General features: G+C 41.0%; 21 protein-coding genes. 10 read left to right on the forward strand and 11 right to left on the reverse strand.

Annotated elements, in window-relative coordinates:
• Nucleotides 1–122: 122 nt before the first annotated feature.
• Complete coding sequence (locus MMP72_RS03220; protein ID WP_241314452.1) at nt 123–992, reverse strand: LysR family transcriptional regulator; 870 nt, start codon at nt 990–992, stop codon at nt 123–125.
• A 128-nt stretch (nt 993–1,120) separates the two neighbouring features.
• The gene (locus tag MMP72_RS03225; RefSeq protein ID WP_241314454.1) at nt 1,121–1,339 is read right to left on the reverse strand and encodes a DUF2061 domain-containing protein; all 219 of its coding nucleotides are present in this window, start codon (nt 1,337–1,339) and stop codon (nt 1,121–1,123) included.
• A 344-nt stretch (nt 1,340–1,683) separates the two neighbouring features.
• On the opposite strand from MMP72_RS03225, the gene leuC reads away from it, so the two are divergent.
• From leuC to leuB, 4 genes are all read left to right on the forward strand, one after another.
• Nucleotides 1,684–3,102, forward strand: a complete 1,419-nt coding sequence (gene leuC, locus MMP72_RS03230; RefSeq protein ID WP_241314456.1) for a 3-isopropylmalate dehydratase large subunit — start codon at nt 1,684–1,686, stop codon at nt 3,100–3,102.
• Nucleotides 3,103–3,114: 12 nt separating this feature from the next.
• Nucleotides 3,115–3,762 (forward strand): 3-isopropylmalate dehydratase small subunit, encoded by a 648-nt coding sequence (gene leuD, locus MMP72_RS03235; RefSeq protein ID WP_241314458.1) that lies wholly within the window; start codon nt 3,115–3,117, stop codon nt 3,760–3,762.
• Nucleotides 3,763–3,877: 115 nt separating this feature from the next.
• The gene (locus MMP72_RS03240; protein WP_241314460.1) at nt 3,878–4,453 is read left to right on the forward strand and encodes a hypothetical protein; all 576 of its coding nucleotides are present in this window, start codon (nt 3,878–3,880) and stop codon (nt 4,451–4,453) included.
• Nucleotides 4,454–4,496: 43 nt separating this feature from the next.
• On the forward strand, nt 4,497–5,576 hold the full coding sequence (leuB, locus tag MMP72_RS03245) for a 3-isopropylmalate dehydrogenase (protein ID WP_241314462.1): 1,080 nt from the start codon (nt 4,497–4,499) through the stop codon (nt 5,574–5,576).
• 57 nt (nt 5,577–5,633) lie between these two features.
• Here the strand turns inward: leuB and MMP72_RS03250 are convergent, their stop codons facing one another.
• The gene (locus MMP72_RS03250) at nt 5,634–6,041 is read right to left on the reverse strand and encodes a hypothetical protein (RefSeq protein WP_241314464.1); all 408 of its coding nucleotides are present in this window, start codon (nt 6,039–6,041) and stop codon (nt 5,634–5,636) included.
• A 227-nt stretch (nt 6,042–6,268) separates the two neighbouring features.
• Nucleotides 6,269–6,490, reverse strand: coding sequence for a translation initiation factor IF-1 (infA, locus tag MMP72_RS03255; protein ID WP_001284370.1), 222 nt, complete (start codon nt 6,488–6,490; stop codon nt 6,269–6,271).
• Nucleotides 6,491–6,717: 227 nt separating this feature from the next.
• Between infA and MMP72_RS03260 the strand changes: the two genes are divergently transcribed.
• Nucleotides 6,718–7,728 (forward strand): AraC family transcriptional regulator, encoded by a 1,011-nt coding sequence (locus MMP72_RS03260; protein WP_241314466.1) that lies wholly within the window; start codon nt 6,718–6,720, stop codon nt 7,726–7,728.
• 49 nt (nt 7,729–7,777) lie between these two features.
• On the opposite strand, the gene truA is transcribed toward MMP72_RS03260, so the two are convergent.
• The 5 genes from truA to asd all read right to left on the reverse strand — a co-directional run bounded on the left by truA (nt 7,778) and on the right by asd (nt 13,641).
• Nucleotides 7,778–8,575, reverse strand: a complete 798-nt coding sequence (truA, locus tag MMP72_RS03265; protein WP_241314468.1) for a tRNA pseudouridine(38-40) synthase TruA — start codon at nt 8,573–8,575, stop codon at nt 7,778–7,780.
• 15 nt (nt 8,576–8,590) lie between these two features.
• Entirely contained in the window at nt 8,591–9,556 is a 966-nt protein-coding gene (locus MMP72_RS03270; protein ID WP_241314471.1) for an asparaginase domain-containing protein, read from the reverse strand.
• 63 nt (nt 9,557–9,619) lie between these two features.
• On the reverse strand, nt 9,620–10,837 hold the full coding sequence (locus tag MMP72_RS03275) for a FimV domain-containing protein (RefSeq protein ID WP_241314473.1): 1,218 nt from the start codon (nt 10,835–10,837) through the stop codon (nt 9,620–9,622).
• A gap of 63 nt (nt 10,838–10,900) precedes the next feature.
• On the reverse strand, nt 10,901–12,337 hold the full coding sequence (locus MMP72_RS03280) for a FimV domain-containing protein (RefSeq protein WP_241314475.1): 1,437 nt from the start codon (nt 12,335–12,337) through the stop codon (nt 10,901–10,903).
• Between the two features lie 185 nt (nt 12,338–12,522).
• On the reverse strand, nt 12,523–13,641 hold the full coding sequence (asd, locus tag MMP72_RS03285; protein ID WP_241314476.1) for an aspartate-semialdehyde dehydrogenase: 1,119 nt from the start codon (nt 13,639–13,641) through the stop codon (nt 12,523–12,525).
• A gap of 186 nt (nt 13,642–13,827) precedes the next feature.
• Between asd and MMP72_RS03290 the strand changes: the two genes are divergently transcribed.
• A complete protein-coding gene (locus tag MMP72_RS03290) occupies nt 13,828–14,964 on the forward strand; it encodes an endonuclease/exonuclease/phosphatase family protein (RefSeq protein ID WP_241314586.1) in 1,137 nt (378 codons plus the stop codon).
• A gap of 249 nt (nt 14,965–15,213) precedes the next feature.
• Here MMP72_RS03290 and MMP72_RS03295 read toward each other — a convergent pair whose 3' ends face one another.
• A complete protein-coding gene (locus tag MMP72_RS03295) occupies nt 15,214–16,149 on the reverse strand; it encodes a lauroyl acyltransferase (RefSeq protein ID WP_241314478.1) in 936 nt (311 codons plus the stop codon).
• A 137-nt stretch (nt 16,150–16,286) separates the two neighbouring features.
• Between MMP72_RS03295 and MMP72_RS03300 the strand changes: the two genes are divergently transcribed.
• Nucleotides 16,287–16,808 (forward strand): O-acetyl-ADP-ribose deacetylase, encoded by a 522-nt coding sequence (locus MMP72_RS03300; protein WP_241314588.1) that lies wholly within the window; start codon nt 16,287–16,289, stop codon nt 16,806–16,808.
• Between the two features lie 68 nt (nt 16,809–16,876).
• On the opposite strand, the gene MMP72_RS03305 is transcribed toward MMP72_RS03300, so the two are convergent.
• Entirely contained in the window at nt 16,877–18,775 is a 1,899-nt protein-coding gene (locus tag MMP72_RS03305) for an ATP-binding cassette domain-containing protein (RefSeq protein ID WP_241314480.1), read from the reverse strand.
• 32 nt (nt 18,776–18,807) lie between these two features.
• Here MMP72_RS03305 and MMP72_RS03310 point away from each other — a divergent pair, with 32 nt between their 5' ends.
• The 3 genes from MMP72_RS03310 to topA all read left to right on the forward strand — a co-directional run bounded on the left by MMP72_RS03310 (nt 18,808) and on the right by topA (nt 22,275).
• The gene (locus MMP72_RS03310; protein WP_241314482.1) at nt 18,808–19,053 is read left to right on the forward strand and encodes a SlyX family protein; all 246 of its coding nucleotides are present in this window, start codon (nt 18,808–18,810) and stop codon (nt 19,051–19,053) included.
• 99 nt (nt 19,054–19,152) lie between these two features.
• Entirely contained in the window at nt 19,153–19,602 is a 450-nt protein-coding gene (locus tag MMP72_RS03315; protein ID WP_241314484.1) for an ammonium transporter, read from the forward strand.
• Between the two features lie 33 nt (nt 19,603–19,635).
• A complete protein-coding gene (gene topA, locus MMP72_RS03320) occupies nt 19,636–22,275 on the forward strand; it encodes a type I DNA topoisomerase (RefSeq protein WP_241314486.1) in 2,640 nt (879 codons plus the stop codon).
• Nucleotides 22,276–22,297 lie beyond the last annotated feature (22 nt).

The following is a 22,297-nucleotide window of genomic DNA, read 5'->3' on the forward strand; positions in this document are numbered from 1 at the left end:
GCCTTTCCTGAATGACAGGAAGGCTTTTATCATGAGATTTTTTATTATGTGACTGACGTTTTTTCGTCTTTTAAGATGAAATTATAAAAAGAAAAATCAATGTTGCAGTCGTCGCTAGAGGATTAACTTTGACCAAGTTGCATCATCTGAATCAACTCTTCCGCAGCCTTAGATTGAATGCGGGCAGGGTGCCATACCATACCTAATTGTCGATTCATATCTAGATTCAAATCTAACTGTTTTAAGTCTTGATTGAGCAATGTCTTTGGTAATACAGACCAGCCTAAGCCAATAGATACCAGCATTCTGATCGATTCTAATGGGTTATTGCTCATGCTAACCTTGGGTTTTAAGCCCTTTTTCTCAAATTCAGCAAGTGTGATTTGACTGGTATAGGTATGTGCTGCTGGAAGTAGGCTTGGATAGGCAATTAAATCTTCTAACTTTAGTTGTGTTTGTTGCACGAGTGGATGAAAGGGTGATGCAACAAAAACCAAAGGATCATTCCAAATCGTCACATAGCGAAGGCGATCATCTCCCACGGGTGGCAAGGTCAAGAATGCAAGCTCTAACTCTCCAGCGAGAACATGCTCATGCGCTTGTTCAGAGTCGACAAAATGGACATCTAAGGTGACTTGTGGAAAATGTTGTACAAAGTTTTTGAGTGGTTCTGCCAGATGATGTAATCCAATGTGATGACTGGTTCCGATTTTTAAACGACCTTGCACCTGTGTTTGTTCATGACTCAAGGTATGGTGAATGACCCCAAGCGCATTGAGCCAATTTCTTACTTGGGGTAATAGCGAATGTGCGGCATGCGTTGGCTGAATACCTCGACCCGCAGATTCGAACAGTTTGACATCAAAATAATCTTCTAAACTATGAATTCGTTTGGTCACGGCAGGTTGAGTAATAAACAGTTGTTCTGCTGCGATAGAAATTGAACCCGTTTCCATTACTTTCACGAAGGCTTCAAAAGCGGCAAGATTCATAATTTAGACTCGAAAATCATTTAGATTTATATATGTGTGGTGATGCTATAACCCAATCTACATCGCATTTTATTTTAGAGAAAAGAGGTGAGCAAACATAGCTTAACCGATATAGGTATAATTAAAAGTTAAGCTTTTTGTTCTGTTTTATTCCAAATTTTTTCATGAAAGAAGTATGCAAAAGCTTGTACGGTCGGTTCAAGCAAGCTTAAGGTGACAGCCATGATGAGATTTCCCGTCACCATATAAGCAACAAGCATCGCTACTGTGATATGCATGAAGTAATAACTTAAGGTTTTTTTTAAGGTCCGTTGATTTTTAATCACGAACTGCTGGATATTTGCCATGTTGATACCTAATGATGAATTTCGATTTATATAAATAATAATCATTATCAGTTGTAAAGTAAAAAAGAATTTTTGATTAATGACGATTGGATTTATAAATCGCCTCATTCATGTATAAAAGTGTAATTTGCAAACAATGTTTAAAGCTCAACAAAAGATAGTCGATTGATTTAAAATATTTTTAATCAGATATGAAGGCTAAGGTTTTAAAGCTGGAATTTATCATTCCAAAAAGTTTGTTAATTTATAAAAATGATAAATTAGATTTATGTGAAACGATGGTTATAATCAGTCTAAGATTAAAATTACCCAGTCCTATGACAAGCACGATGGAGAGCGACGACATGGCAGGCAAAACATTGTATGACAAATTATGGGATGACCATTTAGTTACCCAACGTGATGATGGATCGTGCTTAATTTATATCGATCGTCATTTATTGCATGAAGTGACCAGCCCCCAAGCTTTTGAAGGTTTACAGCTTGCAGGCCGTCAACCATGGCGTTTAAGTGCCAATGTCGCAACACCTGACCATAACGTTCCAACGTCTAAAAAAGAGCGTGAACAAGGGATTGCAGGGATTGAAGATGAAACCTCTCGTATCCAAGTGCAAACTTTAGATGATAACTGTAAAACCTTTAATATTGTTGAATTCGGAATTAATGATATCCGTCAAGGGATTGCACATGTGGTTGGACCAGAGCAGGGTTTGACTTTGCCTGGGATGACTGTGGTTTGTGGTGACTCACATACCGCCACACATGGTGCCTTTGGGTGCTTGGCGCATGGAATTGGCACATCAGAAGTTGAACATGTATTAGCAACACAGTGTTTAGTACAGAAAAAATCGAAGAACATGTTAGTGCGTGTGGATGGTGTATTAGGCAAGGGCGTGACATCGAAAGATGTGGTATTGGCGATCATCGGTAAAATTGGCACAGCGGGTGGTACAGGCTACGCGATTGAATTTGGCGGACAAGTGTTCCGTGATATGTCGATTGAAGGTCGTATGACCGTGTGCAATATGGCGATCGAAGCAGGTGCTCGTGTTGGTATGGTTGCTGTTGATGACAAAACCATTGCCTACGTGAAAGACCGTAACTATGCACCTAAAGGTGAACAGTGGGATCAAGCAGTTGCGTATTGGAATACATTACACTCTGATGAAGATGCGGCATTTGATGCTGTCGTGGTCTTGAATGGTGCAGAGATTGAACCACAAGTATCTTGGGGAACTTCTCCAGAAATGGTCATTCCAGTCACGCAAGCAGTGCCAACTTTAGAACAAGCCAAAGATGATGTGCAACGTAATGACTGGTCCCGTGCTTATCAATATATGGGGTTGAATGCAGGTCAGGCATTGGCGGATATTCAATTAGACCGCGTTTTTATTGGTTCATGTACCAACTCTCGTATTGAAGATATTCGTGCCGCTGCAGAAGTCGTGAAAGGTCGTAAGGTTGCTTCAAGCATCAAACAGGCGATGATTGTTCCGGGTTCAGGGTTAGTGAAACAACAAGCTGAAAAAGAAGGTTTAGATCAAATTTTCTTGGCAGCTGGTTTTGAATGGCGTGAACCGGGATGCTCAATGTGTTTGGCGATGAATGCTGACAAGTTACAACCGGGTGAACATTGTGCATCTACCTCGAATCGTAACTTTGAAGGTCGTCAGGGCAATGGTGGGCGTACCCATTTAGTCAGCCCAGCGATGGCGGCTGCGGCTGCGATTGCAGGTCATTTCGTTGATGTTCGTTCATTCTAAGGGAGCAAAATCATGGAAAAATACACTGTAGAACAAGGTATTGTTGCACCTTTAGATCGTGCCAATGTAGATACCGATTTGATCATTCCAAAGCAATTTTTGAAATCGATTAAACGTACTGGATTCGGTGATAATTTATTTGATGAATTACGTTATTTAGATGAAGGTTATTTAGGTCAAGATATTAGCAAGCGCCCTCAAAATCCTGACTTTGTTTTAAACCAGCCTCGCTATCAAGGTTCGACGATTTTGTTGGCACGTACCAATTTTGGCTGTGGCTCGAGTCGTGAGCATGCACCATGGGCGTTAAATGAATATGGTTTCCGTACGGTGATTGCGCCAAGCTTTGCAGATATTTTCTTTAATAACTGTTTTAAAAATGGCATGTTGCCGGTGATCTTGTCTGAAGAAATCGTCGATCAGTTATTTAAAGAGTGTGCTGAAGAAGGTTATCAATTGACTATTGATTTGGAAGCCCAACAAGTGCGGACACCAACAGGCGAGTCCTTTAATTTTGAGATTGACCCATTTCGTAAACATTGTTTGCTTAATGGTTTAGATGACATTGGTCTAACCTTACAAGTTGCAGATGAGATTCGTGCTTTTGAGGCAAAAGCCAAACAAGTGCGTCCTTGGGTGTTTGATGAAATCAAAGCTTAGTTGTTTGAATACAATTTGAACATAGTCATGGCGTAGCGATACAACTCTTGCTAACATGCGAACAGAGATTATTTTTGCTTGCATGCTGATATAACATGAGGACTGGGCCTGAACAATGAGAAGCTTATTAGCACGCAATATTTTGCTGTGTTTATGTGTTGGTACGACTTTAACTGCCTGTCAAAATACACGTCATGTGGTTGATCAGGTTCGTATTGCTCAAAACATTTTAGAGCAGAAAGCCAATAACGCAACGCTATATTGTTCAGGCGTGGAAAATTGTGAATTTGCGCGAATCGATGATATTGAGGTAATTAATGCAACCTCGCATCGCATTAGTAGAGAAGCGATGGAACGAGGTATTGTGAGACTTCAAGGTTCGGTTTTTAGTCGAAAGCAACAAGTTTATTTGAGTGTTCCTGCTAAACAATATGAAATTGTGATTCGCTTTTACCCGATCTCCTTAGATCGTGCAGAGATTTTCCATGTCATTCATGAATTCAAACCTTATTTAAACTATACCTTTAAAATGTATAGAAATAGGCCAAAAGGTTCAGGGAGTTTGTTGAATGTATCTGCACCTGAGCCGTTATGTGTTGATTTACTGCAAGAGCAACGCACCATTCGCCGTTTTTGCCGGTCTTATGATGTACGAAAAGGCTTAGGCGAGTTTATTGAGAAAAAGATTTAATCGGCTTGCAGTATAAACTGCTTCTATCAAAGTGGAAAAATAGATGTCTAAACATATTTTAATTTTAGCGGGTGATGGTATTGGCCCTGAAATTGTGGCTGCTGCTGAAAAAGTTTTAACCAAGGTCAATGATCAATTTAATCTAGATTTGACATGGGAGCATGGTTTGCTCGGTGGTTCTGCAATTGATGCACATGGCGAACCCTATCCAGCAATCACCAGTGAACAAGCAAAAAAAGCAGATGCGATTTTATTGGGTGCCGTTGGTGGTCCAAAATGGGATAGCATTGAGCGTTCGATTCGTCCAGAACGTGGTTTACTCAAAATCCGTAGTGAATTGAATTTATTCGCAAATCTACGTCCAGCGATTTTGTATCCACAATTGGCAGATGCTTCTAGTTTAAAGCCTGAAATTGTTGCAGGTTTAGATATTTTGATTGTCCGCGAACTCACAGGCGGTATTTATTTTGGTCAGCCTCGTGGTATTCGTGAGCTGGAAAATGGTGAAAAACAAGGCTATAACACTGACGTTTATTCAGAAAGCGAAATTAAACGTATTGCTAAGGTTGCGTTTGAGCTGGCTGGATTACGTGGTGGCAAAGTGTGTTCAGTCGATAAAGCCAATGTACTTGAAGTAACAGAGTTGTGGAAGCAAACCGTTACGGATCTACAGCAAGCGCAATATTCAAATATTCAGTTGTCGCATATGTATGTCGATAACGCTGCGATGCAATTGGTTCGTGCACCGAAACAGTTTGATGTCATTGTGACAGGTAACTTATTCGGTGATATTTTGTCGGACGAAGCGGCAATGCTCACTGGTTCAATTGGTATGTTGCCTTCTGCTTCATTAGATGAAAATGGCAAAGGCATGTACGAACCATGTCATGGTTCTGCGCCAGATATTGCTGGTCAAAACGTCGCAAATCCACTTGCCACGGTGCTTTCTGTTGCGATGATGTTGCGCTATACCTTCCGTGAAGAGGCTGCTGCTAAAGCGATTGAAGATGCTGTAGGCCAAGTATTAGATCAAGGTTTACGTACCGCAGATATTATGTCTGAAGGGATGCGTAAAGTGGGTACAGATGCGATGGGTGACGCGGTTGTTACAGCGCTAAGCTAGATCTCTATATTGAAAAAAACGCAGCAAAGGCTGCGTTTTTTTATTTGGTATATAGCTTTAGCAAGCTTTGCCTTCATAGCGAATTGAGCGCGCGATCTGTTGCTGATCTAACTCAAAAATAATATGACAATAAAAATTAACATCGTAGGATTGTTGACCTGTCTGGGCCATACCTATACGTGCAGAACTTCCCATACCTGAACCCGATTCACCAAATGATTGTGGCATTGGCACTGGAATATTGATGGGGCGGAGTACTGTGAAAATCAAAGAATGATCCGTTTTTTGAGGTTTTTTTAGGGTTTGAAAGCCTAAGTCCTTCAAGTCGAGCTTGTGCTGAATGTCATTAGCTGACTGCCCAATATAAGGCTGTAGGTAATCTTGCAGTTGAATCGATTGCCACCCAGGTGTTGCACAGCCTTGTAATAATAATGCGAAAAGCGTAATAAAAATTTTATAATGCATTGTGGCTATTTCCGTATATTTGGAATCAATAATTATTATATATTTGATTGATGAACATGAGAGAAATATATAAATCTATCCGTTTTTGAGACAAGACTATGTGAGGGCAATACTCGCGTATCACCGCTGATGACTTAAGTATTTAGTGAATGTCAGGGGATTAGATATAGGTACATATATCTTATAAAAAAAGCCACGAGATGTGGCTTTTTTGCATTCACTAATTCTTAGCGCGCACGATAAGTGATACGACCCTTTGTCAAATCATAAGGTGTCATTTCAACTTTTACACTGTCACCTGTCAAAATACGGATATAGTGTTTACGCATTTTACCAGAAATGTGAGCAATAACTTCGTGACCGTTTTCTAAACGTACACGGAACATCGTATTAGGAAGCGTTTCGGTGACAACGCCTTCGAACTCAATGAGTTCCTCTTTATTGGCCATAGCCTACCTGAGATCAAATTGGAAAGGCGCAAATTATAGTCAATTTATTTAAAATTTACAAGATATAAGCTAAGCAAGGCTGTCAGTTATTAATCAAAAGAACTGTCAGACAATTTATAATTTTTTTTACAAAAGAAGCAGAATAGTGTTGTCAGTTTGGTCAATCAACGTTAATCTAAAATTATTGTTCATTGTCACAATAACGTATCAACAGGGAAGGGCACTGCGTGGGTCAGCTAACAGATGCATCGGTTGTATTGCGCTTTGGTTATCAGGCAATTCGTAAAGCAGGATTACCAACCGAAGAGATTTTAACAAAGGCAGGGGTTGCACTCAATCAAGTTGATACCAATGCAAGAACGCCGTTAAGTGCACAGCATGCTTTTTGGATTGCTGCACGGGATGTGAGTAATGATCAAGATATTGGGCTGCATTTAGGGGAATATTTACCACTCTATCGTGGTCAAGTGATTGAGCATTTATTTATCAGTAGTGAAACCTTTGGTGAAGGCTTAAAGCGTGCCTTGGCGTATCAACGTCTGATTAGTGATGCTTTTGATGCGAAACTTATTGTTGAAGATGGTCGCTGTTATTTAAGTAATGGTGAACAACTATGGCCTGACCAATTCGTGAATCGTCATTTTTCTGAATGTGCGATGTCCGGTATTTTACGTTTCTTTAAGTTTATTACTGAAGGTCAATTTCAGCCGATTTATATTGATTTTAACTTCAATGAGGGGGCTGAGGATGATGAATATTTTAGAGTGTATGACTGTCCAGTTAGCTTAGGTCAAAGAGAGACCCGCATTTATTTCGATGCATCGGTTCTGGATTATCCATTATGGCAAGCTGAGCCAGAGTTGCTGCAACTGCATGAACAGCTTGCAATTGAAAAATTACAAGAACTTGCACGCTATGATTTGGTTGGTGAGGTTCGTCGTGCGATTGGTTCGACCTTGGAAAGTGGTGAGACCACCTTGGAAACTGTTGCTGCACAACTCAATATTACACCGCGTCGTTTAAGAACACAGCTCAGTGAAGCAAATACCAGTTTTCAGCAAATTCTTTCAGATTATCGTTGTCGTCTAGCCAAGAAACTACTCGCAAATACTACTGAAAGTGTCGAGCGTATTGTGTATTTAACGGGGTTCTCTGAACCAAGTACTTTCTATCGTGCATTTAAACGTTGGACCAATGAAACCCCAGTAGAATATCGTAAACGCAAACAGCGTCAGTGATTTCAACTGATCCATGGAAGAAGCCTTATCTCGAAAGATAAGGCTTTTTTTATTCAGCTAAATTTAACCACTGTGGTCCCAGTGGCGGCTGTGGTAAATCAAAATGTTCTGGATAATAGGCCTGAATAAAATAAAGCCCGTCAGCAGGTGCAGTGATGCCCGCAGCTTTGCGATCTTCAGCGGCAAACATGGTGTCAATATGTTCAATGTCATATAGTCCTTGTCCGATTTCAAGCAAACACCCCATGATATTTCGAACCATATGATGTAAAAAGCCATCGGCTTGAATATCAAGCACGAGGTAGCGACCATGTTCAAACAGACGACAGTGTTTCACATGCCGTACAGGTTGATTGGACTGACATGCTGCTGCGCGGAAAGATTCAAAATTATGCGTGCCTTCAAATTTTGCTGCGGCAGTGATCATTTTCTTCACATCTAAATTTTGATAGAGATGGGTGACTTGTTTGTGTAATAGCGCAGGCCGCATTGGTGCATTGTAAACCACATAGCGATAGCGTCGCGCAATTGCTTTGAACCGTGCATGGAAGCTTTCATCCATACATTTGATCCATTGAATCGAAATATCTTTAGGAAGTTGACTATTTGCGCCCATGATCCAGCCACGTTCAGGGCGAATGGCTGCTGTATCAAAGTGTGCCACCATGTTGGTCGCATGTACACCGGCATCGGTACGTCCAGCGCCATGTAAAATGATGGTTTCATTGGCAACTTTGCTGAGTACTTTTTCAATTGTATCCTGAACACTTGCAATGCCCGCTTGTTGGGTTTGCCAACCACGGTATTGAGTACCGCAAAATTCAATACCGATTGCATAACGTTGCATGTCTTAACCTCAAGATTAGTGTTGCTGCCAATGCTCAAACCATTGATCATGGGTCGGGTATTTTAAATACATTTGCAGTACTTTTGCATATAAATCAGCATGGCTGTGACAGTCATTGATCAAAATTTTAGCTGAATCAATCCAAGCGCTCACTGCATAACGCTGATCAAGTTGTCCAAAGGTTACTTGGGTACTTATAATTGGAAGGCATTGCTTGTGATAAAGCGCGTCAAATAACGCCAAAATTTCATCATTCACTGCGATATTGCCAGTACCGAAGCCCTGTAAGACTAGAAAATGAGGTGGTGCAGCTAAGATATTATTTAACTGTAATAGCAGTTGTTCTTTGCTAATGGGTTGTAGCATGAGATTGAGCATACTGAGTTGTGCTGCTTGCTCAATATGTTCATTTTGAATAATAAAATAATCAGCCGTTGTTTCGCACACTTGATTTGCATCTTTACCTGCAAAAGCATCAAGTTCTGTGGTGTGTACCTTTAAGGTGGTTTGTGCGTGGAATACGTGCTGATGGAATGCAAGATAGACCCCAGCAGGCTGTTGTAACACTTGCTCAAGTGCAAGAGATAAATTACTTAATGCATCGGTAAACTCTCTCGTCTCATCGCCTTCAATGTTGAGTAGGGGATATTGGCTACCTGTAATAATCGCATGACAAGAATGTCCCAAAAAACGTGCGAGGGTTGCTGCTGCATAGCTTAAGGTATCCGTGCCGTGGATAATTACGAAATGTTGATAATTCTTGAGTTGTAATTGTTGAATTTGTTGAATTAACTGCAACCAATCCGTCGCAGTACATGCGCTACTATCTTGAATACTCGGTGCAGCAAAACACTCTACATCTAAGTGAGGGGGAATCACTTTTTTGAGTGTAGGTAAAAAAGTTTGTTCTGGCATCGGCATAAGTGGTTCACCAATACAGCCAAAGGTTCCACCCATATAAATTAAGGCAATCTTTTGCATAATAAAAAGTTTTTCATCATAAAAAAGCAGTCATAGAGACTGCTTATATTAGACCGATCTGTTTCAAGACGCTATTTTATTGAGTAATTTTTCTGAACGTTGTTGTTGTTCTTGGTTTAGCTGAAACTGATGATTTTGTAATAGTTCACGGGCAGATGCATAAGCCCCTAACTCAATATATTGTTCAGCCAGCTCTAAGTTAAGCTGAGCTTCATCTAACTGTTGCAAGTCAGGAAATGATTGGGCCAAAGGATCGTTAAGTTCCACACTTGGAGTTTGTGGGGCTTGATCATCAGCTAACTCTAGGTTTGGCTCTATCGCTGTGGTAGGTTCTGTAATCTCAAAAGAAAACTCGGCTTTCTCGATCGTTGTTTGCTGTTCAGTATGATGCTGCGGCTGCTCAATCTTGAAATCTAAGCTAGGCGCCTCAGTGACAAGGTCGTCATTTATTTTGTTTTGGCTAGAGAGTGCTTCTAAATTAGAGATATTAAAATCTAATTCGGGTTTTACATCATTGCTTGGTATTACTTCAGCCGTAGGTGCTGATGCTAAGTTAGATGAAAACTCTAAAGCGGGTTGCTCTTGCGCATCAGATGTAGGTTTGACAGTATCTTTCTGCTCAAACGAAAAGTCGAAATCTAAAGGTTGAACTTTTGCTGCTGCTTCAACGGGTTTTTCTTGCTCAACAGGAGCGGTATATTCAGATTGTATATCATCAAAAGTAGGTTTAGCCGATGCTTGCACTAATGCGTCAAAGTCGGCAGTTTTATTTTGTGCTTCTACCTCTTCAACATGCGATGGTGTTGGATGTGAGTTGAAGTCAATACTATCAAATGATTGATTGTTTTTGATACGTTCTTGGTTTTTTGCTTCAGCAGCCTGTGCAATATCTTCTAACTTTAATGCGTGTACATGCTTGATCAATTGATCAATTGCAAAGTCATCTTTTTGTGCTAAATGAATATCGAGTAAAAATAGATAAAGCTCATGTTGCGAGTTATCTTGTTTTAAAGCCTGATTGATTTGTGCTTCAGCAGATTGATAATTCCCGCTTTGAATTTGTTGCGTAAGTTTTTGACGCAAGTTTTCTGAGATTGCTGTGGTTGCGGGAGGGGCAGACGCTAGCTCTTCACGTGCGAGTGCTGTGCGAGTAGCGGTTTTTTTTGCTGCTTTACTTGCACTTTTCTTTGATGCCGCATGATTTTGAGTGTTCTCACGTTTCTTTAAAACGATCGCAACGACTAATACGATGACGAGCAATACAATTATTATAGTTGACATGATCTATACCCCTTAAAAAATAGAACCGTTTTATCCAAAGCTATGAGAATCTTTTGTCATCACTCAGCGTGTTGGTTTTTTAGTTTCCTGCTGCGCTTTCAGTTGCTCTTGCAGCTCAGCAAGTCGAGCATTTAAAAGCTGAATCCGTTGATCCTTCTGGCGTAAGGTCAATTCTAACTGCGTTACGTTTCTTTGTAATGTAACGGTTTTTTCCCGTGCTGTCATAACTTTTAATGATAAGTCAGCACTGGTTTTCTGTTGTAGTGTGTCTTTTTTGGCACTTCCAGTACTTGAATCTTGATTGCTTTCAGCGACCAAAGACATTTCTGCTTGTTGTAAGCGATATTTTGCTTTTTCGGTAGGTGTAGCTAACGGTTTTGCTGCAATTTGATTGGCATTTTGGTTCTTACGAACAGGGATTGAATTGAGATCGAAGTTTAAATGTGAGCCTTGTCTCAGTCGGCTGGCATTTCCTCCGATAAATGCGTGTTCATTTTGCACTTTAATCTGCTTCATCACCTGTGGAAGGGGCTGTTGGGTTTCAGCCGAAATCCGCTGCGCAATACTCCACAATGACTCATTGCGTTGAACAGTATGTTGTTTGCTATTTGTAGGCGTTGAATGATTTTCTGCTGTTTTTTTCTTTGCTGGCGGAGTCGTGTTTTTTGCTTGATGTTGAGTCTGGGTATTTTGTTCCGCAGTTTCAATCTCAGTGTTCTTCGACTCACTTTCAACTGTTGTATTGTTTATTTGCGTTAGAGCACCTGTTGTTTGGTTCTCTGATGATAACGCGATGTTGTCCGCTTCATTGTTCGTGACGGTTGTTTTCTGATCTTGAACATGAGTAGCGACCGAAGCCGTTTGATTCGTGGTTGTTTGTTCAATTGGTGGTGTTGCAATATGCGCAACAGTAGCGCTCACTTTAGTCTCGGAAATATTTAATACGGGTGGAAGTGCAAAGGGCACATTGAGAAGTTTTTCATGTTTTAAATCAGGTGGGTTGGCTACGTTAAAACGGGTGCTTTCAGGTAGGTTCAACGCAATATCTTTTTCACTGACGATAAATTTTGGAGTCAGTGATTTCTCATTACTGGTTTTGGTGGCGGATGCAGCCATGGCTTGTTGACGTATAGGTTGTCGAATATGCTTTAGGTGTGCGGCATCGCCTTCTTTTATTTTAACAATAATATTCAGTTCAGCATCAATCATCGGGCGGGATGAGGTAATCACAATAGCCCCTTCACCTTGATGATTACGACGTATAAAAAAAGTAAGTTGTGATGGTGGCTGGTGCATGGCGCCCATCATGCGTAAATCTTCAGGTGTGGCTAAACTTACGTCTAATTTAGAGTTTGCATCTGCTTGATGAAAGCTCATTTCAGCATAAAGTAATTCACCCGGTGCGGACTTGATTTGCAATGGGTCAAAGGTAATCGCATAAAGTTGTTGCGAAGATAATATGGTTAAAATGGCAATTTTTAATTTGTTATTAACAGTCATCTCGATCCATGAAAAGTGATGTTATAGTCAGGTCTATGGCCTGTTGATATTTCAGCCATAGTGAAATGCCAACACAAGCTGAGTATACATTACCGTGATGTAAATGAATTGTAAATTATTCATATTTAATAATAATAAAAAGCCGATCAAGTGTGATCGGCTTTTGGTTTTTCGTCTTTTTTTGCTTAGGCGTTCTTGTATTCAACTAAAATACGCAGCATACGACGTAATGGTTCTGCCGCACCCCAAAGCAATTGATCACCGACCGTGAATGCACCTAAATACTCTTTACCCATATTGAGCTTACGTAGACGACCAACAGGAACAGTTAAAGTACCTGTGACTGCAACAGGGGTAAGATCTGTCATAGATGCTTCACGTGTATTCGGAACGACTTTTGCCCATTGGCTAGAGTTGCGAATCATGTCTTCGATCTCATCCAATGGCACATCTTTTTTCAATTTCAAGGTGATGGCTTGTGAATGGCAACGCATTGCACCAATACGAACACAGTGACCATCAATCGGAACGATTTGCTGATTACCTAAAATCTTGTTGGTTTCAACCTGACCTTTCCATTCTTCTTTGGATTGACCGCTTTCGAGTTGTTTGTCGATATACGGAATCAATGAACCAGCCAATGGCACGCCAAAGTTTGCTTTCGGGAAGCCTTCGCCACGTTGCAAATCAGCAATTTGACGGTCAATATCAAGAATCGCAGATTTTGGGTCATCCAGTAAGTCTTTTGTATTGTTATACAAATAGCCCATACCTGTGATGAGTTCACGCATATTTTGCGCACCCGCACCTGAAGCTGCTTGATAAGTCATTGAGGTTGCCCATTCCACCAAGTTGTTTTGGAAAAGCGAACCTAAGCCCATCAACATCAAAGAAACGGTACAATTGCCACCAACGAAAGTTTTAGTACCGTTGACTAAACCATCTTTGATCACATTTAAATTGACAGGATCAAGTACAATGATGGCATCATCAGCCATACGCAACGTTGATGCCGCATCAATCCAATAACCGTCCCAACCCTCTGCTTTAAGTTTTGGAAAAACTTCAGAGGTGTAGTCACCACCTTGACAGGTTAAAATGACATCCATTTGCTTCAGACTGTTAATGTCTGTTGCATCCATAAGTGCTGGGGCAGTCTTACCACCAAATGAAGGAGCTTCGCCACCTGCATTACTGGTAGAAAAATAGAATGGCTCAATATGAGCAAAATCATTCTCTTCAACCATACGTTGCATAAGGACAGAACCAACCATCCCACGCCAACCGACCAGACCTACTTTCATGTCATTTTGCCTCGGTATGTAAAAACTTTAAGGGGCTTGAGTGTATCAAAAGTGAACGCAACTGCAAGTGTTACATGAATAAAACAGTTGATTTATTGTGTGGAATTATTTGTTTGTGTTAGATGGAAAATTGATAAAGCCGTAACGTTATTGAAAATTCACGAAATCTCCAAGAGTAAAATGAACATGATATGGATTGAGATTTGCGCAGTATTGGTGATTTGGTTAAGTGTATGGTCCTTAATCCCCCGTGATGAATGGTGGTTTAGAGGGGCAGACTTTCCTCGATTACAGATTTTAGCGATTGGAATGGTTGCTTTGGTTGGTTTGCTTTTTATACCAGCCGAATGGACATTGCGAAGAGAAATATTACTTTTGGGTGTGATCGCAGCCGTTGCATATCAACTAAAAATGATATTGCCTTATACACCTTTATGGAAAAAACAAGTTCAAAAAGTGGAGGAGGCACAATTTAATCCTGAACAACAAATTTCATTACTGGTTGCGAATGTTTTAACCCCAAATGATAAATACCATTTATTACTGCAACAGATTAAAAACTTAAGCCCTGATATTGTGCTGACACTTGAGTCAGATTCAGTATGGCAACAAGCGTTGAGTCAGATCGAACAGGATTATCCTTATCGAGTTCCTGTACCGCTGGATAATCTCTACGGTATGCATCTATATAGTCGGTTGCCGTTAAATAATACCGAAGTAAAATTTATTTTAAGTGATGAAATTCCATCGATTCATACCGCTTTAACCTTGCCGTCTGGTTTGCAGGTTCAGTTATATTGTTTGCATCCGAAACCTCCAAGTCCAACAGAGGCGAAAGATTCAACCTTAAGAGATGCAGAGCTACTTATCGTTGGGGATCAAATCAAAGACCTTGACCAAAGTTGTATCGTGATAGGCGATTTAAATGATGTCGCATGGTCTCGAACAACACGTTTGTTCCAACGGATTAGCGGTTTACTTGATCCACGGGTCGGACGTTATTTTATGAATACTTTTCATGCGGACTATCCTTTATTGCGTTGGTCACTTGACCATATCTTCCATAGTACTGATTTTGGTTTGGTTAAGATGAAAAGGTTGCCTCATATTGGTTCAGATCATTTTCCAATTTATGTAGTCTTACAAACAGGACGTATTTTTGAGCAACAGCAACAAGCGTTGGAACAGACAGCTGAGGATGAACAAGATGCTCAAGAGGCAATTCAAGATGGTATAGAAAAGGCTGAAAAAGAAGAAAAAATAGTGGTCGATGCCTTAGCCCAACCGCATAAGCGAGCAATGGAAAGTGAAAATAGACAATGAGTATTGTAAGCATTATCGTACAGTGATTTAGGTCTGTGGCGAATAGTCCTACAAGATTAAAAGGTTTATTCTAAATACATCAGCACAAGGATGCAGGAATGGATTTTCCGCTTAAGGATAGCAACGCTGAGATGGAAAAAGTCATCATGGATATGATGCATGCGATGGAAGCAAGATAATAACAAATAACGTGAAAGCACAACCTCATTTGCCCGAGTTTTGCAGGATGCAGAACTCGGGTTTTAATTTTTAATAAATATTCTCATATCCTTCAGCGCGCGTTTTAAAACGACGATGGAACCACATCCATTGTGTGGGTGCAATTCTGAGTTGTGCTTCAATAATTTTATTCACGCGAATCGCATCGACAACTTCATCCTCACTTGGCATATTTTCAACAACAGGTTCAATCAGCACTTTATATTTGGGGTTGCGTATATCACCATAGCGATAAAAATATAATGGAATTGCCACCGCTTTAGCAATTTTTAATAAACGGCGATGTGCAGTGACCGTTGCTGCTGCTACGCCAAAGAAAGGCGCCATGACACCTTGTTTTAAACCAAAATCTTGGTCTGGGCTATACCAAATCGCACCACCATCTTTGAGTCTACGAATCAGTCCACGCATATCATCGTGATCAATTTGATGTTTATAAATCGTATCTCGGCAGCGATAAATAAACATATCTAGCATGGGGTTATCTTGTGGGCGGTAAACCACATCGGGTTCAAAATACTGCGAACAAAGGTAGCCTCCTGCATCGAGTAGGGTACTATGTGTTCCAAGCAATAGCACGCCATGACCTTGTGCTTGAGCATTTTGAAGATGTTCCAAACCTTCAATATGGTGGCGATTCTTAAACCATTTTGGGCTATACCACGCATTTAATGTTTCAAAAACACCCACCATCATATCGGTAAAGACTTGTTTGGCTTGGGCTTCCACTTCTGTGGGTGACCATTCAGGAAAACACACTTCCAGATTCCGTAACGTGGTTTTACGGCGTGATTGGAATAAGCACCAACATACCTGCGCCAAACCGTGTGCTAAGCGCCATTGAATTGCCCATGGGAGGATTGCCAATAACATCAGAAAGAAAATGGCAATCCAATTCTTCCAGTATTTAGGCAATAAAAATTCCCATTGAAATTTGCCAGAGGGATAAGATTGCTTTTGACTCATAAAACTTAGATATGTGAATAAGTTGAATTTTTTAAAAGTGTACCATGAAGTGGGTTTTTAATTCACTGGTGTAACTGCATAATCAATCTATTCTATTGTAGAGTGTGTATTTAAAAGCAAATTACAAAGGAAAAATTTTGAAAAAAATAACAATTGAACAAGGTGATATTACTCAAATTAGCGTTGATGCGATTGTCAACGCAGCAAATACCTCACTTTTAGGTGGTGGAGGTGTGGATGGCGCAATTCATCGAAAAGGTGGTGCTGGAATTTTAGCAGAATGTCAAAAGATTCGTGCGAAGCAAGGTGGTTGTAGTGTAGGTGAAGCTGTTATTACAACCGCAGGAAATTTGCCCGCTCAATATGTTATTCACACCGTCGGTCCAACGTGGGTTGATGGACAAAACAATGAAACTATATTATTAGAAAGTGCGTATAGAAATAGTTTTAAGTTAGCAGAAAGTTTGCAATTAAAAACACTTGCATTTCCAAATATTTCAACAGGTATTTATCGTTTCCCGAAACAACTCGCAGCTCAAATTGCATTAGAAACCATAAGTGATGAGTTGAATAAAGCGCATTTTGTTCAAGAAGTTATTTTTGTATGTTTTGATGAAGAAAATTTTAGTATTTATAATTTGTATATAAGTGAGTTTTAGGCCAAAGGAATTGTATTTACTTCAATTGAGCGAGCATCTACCCTCAAAAGAATAGATGCTCAGTGGGCTTAATTGCCTTTCGACATATTTTCTAAGATATCCCAACGTTCTAACTTTTCTAGCAGTAATTCTTCAATTTCTGCGAGACGTTGACTCGCTAATGTTGCGGCATTGGCATCATGAAGAAACCATGATCCATCGGCCAACTTTTCTGAAAGTTCAGTTTGCTCTGCTTCCAACTTCTCCATTTCAGCAGGAAGCTGTTCTAGCTCACGCTGATCTTTATAGCTGAGTTTGACTTTCTTCGGTGCAGTAGCAGCCTCCGCTTTGGCTTGTGCCTTCTTCACATCGCTTTTTTGATCAACCACAGTTTGATCAGGGCGCTGTTCTAAATAATCCTGATAACCACCCACATATTCATCAATATTGCCTTTACCATCAAACACCCACGTTGAGGTCACGACATTGTCCATAAAGGCACGGTCATGTGAGATCAATAATAATGTGCCTTTATAATCAGACAGCATTTCTTCAAGGAGTTCCAGTGTGACCATATCCAAGTCATTGGTTGGCTCATCCATCACAATTAAGTTTGATGGTTTTAGCAACAATTTTGCCAACAAGATACGGTTTCGTTCACCGCCAGACAGTGCTTTTACAGGGGTGCGGGCACGTTCTGGCGAGAATAAAAAGTCTTGTAGATAGCTATAGATATGGCGACGATTGCCATTTACATCGACAAAATCAGAACCTTCTGAAACGTTGGCCATGACTGACTTTTCAAGATCTAAGGCATTGCGCAACTGGTCGAAATAAGCAACTTCGAGTTGTGTGCCTGTTTTAACTGAACCACCATGCTCGATTGCGCCTAAAATCGCTTTGATGAGTGTGGTTTTACCGACACCGTTGTCACCGACCAAACCAATACGATCACCGCGCAAGACCAATGCAGAGAAATCTTTAATAATCGGTGCATTGTCGCCAAACGTGACACTGAGATGTTCAATATCAAACACCAACTTGCCAGAACGGTTTGCATCCTGAGTCGCCATGCTGACTTTGCCCTGTTGCGAGCGGCGTGCTTTAGATTGTTCGCGCAAGTCTTTTAATGCACGAACACGTCCTTCATTACGGGTACGACGTGCTTTAATACCTTGACGAATCCAAGTTTCTTCTTCAGCTAACTTTTTGTCAAATAAAGCATTTTGTTTTTCCTCTGCTTCCATTTGCTGTGCTTTTAGCTCTAAATAGCGAGAATAATTTCCTTCATAGCTACGTAGAACACCACGGTCAAGCTCAACAATACGAGTTGCAATGCTATCTACAAATGAGCGGTCATGTGAAATGAATAGCAGCGTGAGATTGTTTTGATCGAGTAAGAATTTCTCTAACCATTCAATACTTTCAACATCTAAATGGTTGGTTGGTTCGTCGAGCAACAGCACATCAGGTTGGGTTAATAGTGCACGCGCGAGTAACACACGACGTTTCCGACCACCTGATAAATCAGCTAAATCAGCATGTGGGTCGAGTCCCATTTTACTGAGAATAGAGTTGACCTTATTTTCTAAAGCCCAACCATCAAGCTGATCTAGTTTGTGCTGTAACATGCCCATATGATCACAGGCTTCCATATCACCCAGTACACAGGCATCGCTGGCTTCATGGTAGGCTTTAAGTACCGTTGCTGCTTCGCCAGCACCGTCAGCCACAATATCAGCAACCTTGCCTGAATCCATGGGTACATCTTGGGCTAACATCGAAACAGTTAAACCATTTTGAATCGAAACTTCGCCGCTATCAGGCAATAAGCTTCCCTCAATCAGTTTAAGTAAAGTAGACTTGCCTTCACCATTACGACCGATTAAACAGACTCGCTCGCCACGTTCTAGGTTAAAGTGTGCGCCATCGAGTAGGGCAGGCCCACCAAATGCGAGGTGGACATCCCTTAAAGTAATATAGGCCATAATGTTTCCTAAAAGCTCAGATGAGGTCTGAAATGACTAAACAACAAAATTTTGATGATCAAGCGTCATTGTCCGCACCCATTGAAGATTTGCAAGTCCGAATTGCATTTTTAGACGATTTAGTTGAACAACTGAACCAACAACTGGCGATTCAGACGCAAGAAATTGCAGATTTAAAAAAACAAATGCAATTCTTATATCGTCGCATAGAAGCATCGGATTTGTCAGAAGGAATTGCAGCTTTTGATCCAATGAGTGATAAACCACCGCATTATTGATGGATTCAAAAAAGTATCCTGAATACATAATGTAAGGAAAACTTGCCTTTTAACTTAAACTTATGTAACGCTAATAAAAGAACGTTTTGAGCGACCTGAATGAGTAATGTTGGAATTTGGATAACAGTTGCGATTGTACTGTTTGTACTTGGCTCGATTTTTGGCTTGCGCGTCAGCCCACGAGAGAAAGCATTGGGGATGATGCGTGACCAAGCGCGAAAAATGGGATTGCATCCACGTGTTATCGTTGCGCCAGAGTGGACCAAGATTCCAATGGCCACTGAAAACCGTGCCAGTATGGTGACTTATTATAGTGTGCTGATTCCAGATGCTCGTTTAGCATTGATGAGAGCAAGAGTGGTCGATGGAAAACTTCAAGTCGTGCAAGGTGAGCAGAAATTTAATGACTTAGCTATTGCATTAAAAGGAGTTTATGCTATTGATATGCAGGCGAACTGTGTCGGCATATACTGGGATGAAGAAGTTGATCTCAGAGCCACACAACTTGAAGATATGAAAGCTTATTTATACGAATTAGCTCAGCGCTAATTATTTGATTCATCAAAGGAAAAACGGTTCATTATGGCGAATACTCCGCGCTCTGCTGCAAAAAGCACAGCAGCTTCAACCTCTGCTGCAACTAAACGTGCCTTAGTGATTGTGGAGTCGCCTGCAAAAGCGAAAACCATTAATAAATATTTAGGTTCACAATTTATAGTGAAATCATCAGTAGGTCATGTCCGTGATTTACCGACTGGTGGAGGAAGCAAGGCAACAGAAAAGAAGCCTGTTACCCGCGTTAAACTCACCGATGAACAAAAGGCTGAGAAAGCACAATCAGCACTGATTAATCGTATGGGCGTCGACCCAGAACATGATTGGGTTGCACACTATGAGGTGTTGCCAGGTAAAGAAAATGTCGTTGCTGAGCTAAAGAAACTCGCCAAAGATGCTGATGCGATCTATCTCGCAACGGATTTGGATAGAGAAGGGGAAGCGATTGCTTGGCATCTAAGAGAAGTGATTGGTGGGGATGATAGCCGTTACCATCGTGTGGTCTTTAATGAGATTACCAAAAATGCCATTCAAGAAGCATTTAAACAGCCGACCCGTTTAGATTTAAATCGCGTCAATGCACAACAAGCACGTCGTTTTCTCGACCGTGTGGTTGGTTTTATGGTTTCTCCGTTGTTATGGGAGAAAATTGCACGTGGTTTATCGGCAGGACGTGTTCAGTCGGTTGCGGTTAAGTTAGTCGTAGAGCGTGAACGTGAAATCCGCGCATTTATTCCTGAAGAATATTGGCAAGTTTTTGCAGATACTGTTTCTCAGAAAGATGACATTCGCTTAGAAGCGGTGAGACAAGCAGGTAAAACCCTTAAGCTTAAAAATAAAGCTGAAACTGATGCTTTGCTCAGTGTCCTAAAAGATGCTGAATATAAGGTTGCCAATCGTGAAGATAAACCAACGAAGGTTAATCCAAGCGCACCGTATATCACTTCAACTTTACAGCAAGCAGCCAGTACGCGTTTGGGTTTCTCCGTCAAAAAAACCATGATGTTGGCGCAACGTTTGTATGAAGGTGGTTTTATCACCTATATGCGTACTGACTCAACTTTTTTGAGTGATGATGCGGTCAATATGGTACGTAACCATATTCAGCAAACTTTTGGTGAGCGATATGTGCCTGCAAAGCCAAATCGCTATGGCAATAAAGCGGGTGCGCAAGAAGCCCATGAAGCGATTCGTCCATCGGATGTTGTATTAACTGGCGATAAACTTGCTGGGGTAGAGCGTGACGCGCAACGTTTATATGATTTGATTTGGCGTCAATTTGTTGCATGCCAAATGACACCAGCAGAATATTTATCTTCAACCTTAACTGTTGAAGCGGCAAATGTAGAGCTTAAAGCCAAAGGTCGTACCTTGGTTTTTGATGGTTTTACCAAAGTTCGTGGTGCCAATAAATCTGATGATGATGTGCTACTGCCTGCGGTGAAAGTCGGTGAAGTACTGAAATTAGAACAGCTTGATCCAAGCCAGCATTTTACTAAGCCACCAGCGCGTTTTACAGAAGCATCATTGGTTAAAGAATTAGAAAAACGTGGAATTGGTCGTCCATCGACTTATGCTGCAATTATCTCAACCATTCAAGACCGTGGTTATGTCAAACTTGAAAATCGTCGTCTCTTTGCAGAGAAAATGGGGGAGATCGTTACTGATCGCCTAGATGAAAGCTTTAATAACTTAATGAATTATGCCTTTACTGCCGATTTAGAAGGGCAACTTGATAAAGTGGCAATGGGAGAGCGGAACTGGAAAGAGCTACTGGATGCATTCTATGGCGATTTCAAAAAACGTCTGACCAATGCACAAGGTGAAAGCGGCATGCGCCGTAATCAGCCTGTCGAAGTGGCTGACGTACAGTGTCCTGAATGCTCTCGTCCGATGCAGGTTCGTACAGGAACAACAGGAGTATTCTTAGGCTGTTCAGGCTATAACTTGCCGCCAAAAGAACGCTGTAAAGGGACACTGAACCTTACCCCAGTTGAGTCTTTAGCTGTGCTGTCGGATGATGATGGCGCTGAAACAGCAGACTTGATGTCAAAACATCGTTGTCCTAAATGTGGCACTGCCATGGACAGTTATGTGATTGATGGTGGCCGTAAACTGCATGTTTGTGGTAACAACCCAGACTGTGATGGTTATGAGCTTGAGGAAGGTCAGTTCAAGATCAAGGGTTATGATGGTCCAACCATTCCATGTGACAAGTGTGATGGCGAGATGCAGCTTAAAACAGGCCGTTTTGGCCCATATTTTGCCTGTTCAAGCTGTGATAATACACGTAAGGTGTTAAAGAGTGGTCAGCCTGCGCCACCTCGTGTTGATCCGATTAAGATGGAACATTTACGTTCAACCAAGCATGATGATTTCTTTGTATTGCGTGATGGGGCAGCAGGTTTATTCTTAGCCGCCAGTAAATTCCCGAAAATTCGTGAAACGCGTGCACCAAAAGTGGCTGAGTTACGTAGCGTGGCTGAGCAACTGGATGAGAAATATCAATTCTTGCTGCAAGCGCCTGATGTCGATCCAGAAGGGAATCCAACTGTGGTGAAGTTTAGCCGTAAGAATCAAGTGCAATACGTTGGTTCAGAAACCTCAGAAGGTAAACAGACCAAGTGGAGTCTGGTTTTCCAAAATGGAAAATGGGTTGAAGCTTAATTGTTGATAAAATAAAAATGCT

Origin of the sequence: Acinetobacter sp. NIPH 2699, assembly GCF_022549355.1 — a bacterium.
Classification (GTDB): domain Bacteria; phylum Pseudomonadota; class Gammaproteobacteria; order Pseudomonadales; family Moraxellaceae; genus Acinetobacter.

Excerpts from the sequence above, each read along its gene's own strand:
- infA (WP_001284370.1), bottom strand. The coding sequence starts at position 6,490 with ATGGCCAATAAAGAGGAACTCATTGAGTTCGAAGGCGTTGTCACCGAA.
- MMP72_RS03275 (WP_241314473.1), bottom strand. The coding sequence starts at position 10,837 with ATGTCAACTATAATAATTGTATTGCTCGTCATCGTATTAGTCGTTGCG.
- MMP72_RS03280 (WP_241314475.1), bottom strand. The coding sequence starts at position 12,337 with ATGACTGTTAATAACAAATTAAAAATTGCCATTTTAACCATATTATCT.
- MMP72_RS03310 (WP_241314482.1), top strand. The coding sequence starts at position 18,808 with ATGACTAAACAACAAAATTTTGATGATCAAGCGTCATTGTCCGCACCC.
- MMP72_RS03250 (WP_241314464.1), bottom strand. The coding sequence starts at position 6,041 with ATGCATTATAAAATTTTTATTACGCTTTTCGCATTATTATTACAAGGC.
- MMP72_RS03270 (WP_241314471.1), bottom strand. The coding sequence starts at position 9,556 with ATGCAAAAGATTGCCTTAATTTATATGGGTGGAACCTTTGGCTGTATT.
- MMP72_RS03315 (WP_241314484.1), top strand. The coding sequence starts at position 19,153 with ATGAGTAATGTTGGAATTTGGATAACAGTTGCGATTGTACTGTTTGTA.
- asd (WP_241314476.1), bottom strand. The coding sequence starts at position 13,641 with ATGAAAGTAGGTCTGGTCGGTTGGCGTGGGATGGTTGGTTCTGTCCTT.
- MMP72_RS03295 (WP_241314478.1), bottom strand. The coding sequence starts at position 16,149 with ATGAGTCAAAAGCAATCTTATCCCTCTGGCAAATTTCAATGGGAATTT.
- leuC (WP_241314456.1), top strand. The coding sequence starts at position 1,684 with ATGGCAGGCAAAACATTGTATGACAAATTATGGGATGACCATTTAGTT.
- MMP72_RS03225 (WP_241314454.1), bottom strand. The coding sequence starts at position 1,339 with ATGGCAAATATCCAGCAGTTCGTGATTAAAAATCAACGGACCTTAAAA.
- MMP72_RS03240 (WP_241314460.1), top strand. The coding sequence starts at position 3,878 with ATGAGAAGCTTATTAGCACGCAATATTTTGCTGTGTTTATGTGTTGGT.
- MMP72_RS03305 (WP_241314480.1), bottom strand. The coding sequence starts at position 18,775 with ATGGCCTATATTACTTTAAGGGATGTCCACCTCGCATTTGGTGGGCCT.
- MMP72_RS03220 (WP_241314452.1), bottom strand. The coding sequence starts at position 992 with ATGAATCTTGCCGCTTTTGAAGCCTTCGTGAAAGTAATGGAAACGGGT.
- topA (WP_241314486.1), top strand. The coding sequence starts at position 19,636 with ATGGCGAATACTCCGCGCTCTGCTGCAAAAAGCACAGCAGCTTCAACC.
- MMP72_RS03290 (WP_241314586.1), top strand. The coding sequence starts at position 13,828 with ATGATATGGATTGAGATTTGCGCAGTATTGGTGATTTGGTTAAGTGTA.
- leuB (WP_241314462.1), top strand. The coding sequence starts at position 4,497 with ATGTCTAAACATATTTTAATTTTAGCGGGTGATGGTATTGGCCCTGAA.
- leuD (WP_241314458.1), top strand. The coding sequence starts at position 3,115 with ATGGAAAAATACACTGTAGAACAAGGTATTGTTGCACCTTTAGATCGT.
- truA (WP_241314468.1), bottom strand. The coding sequence starts at position 8,575 with ATGCAACGTTATGCAATCGGTATTGAATTTTGCGGTACTCAATACCGT.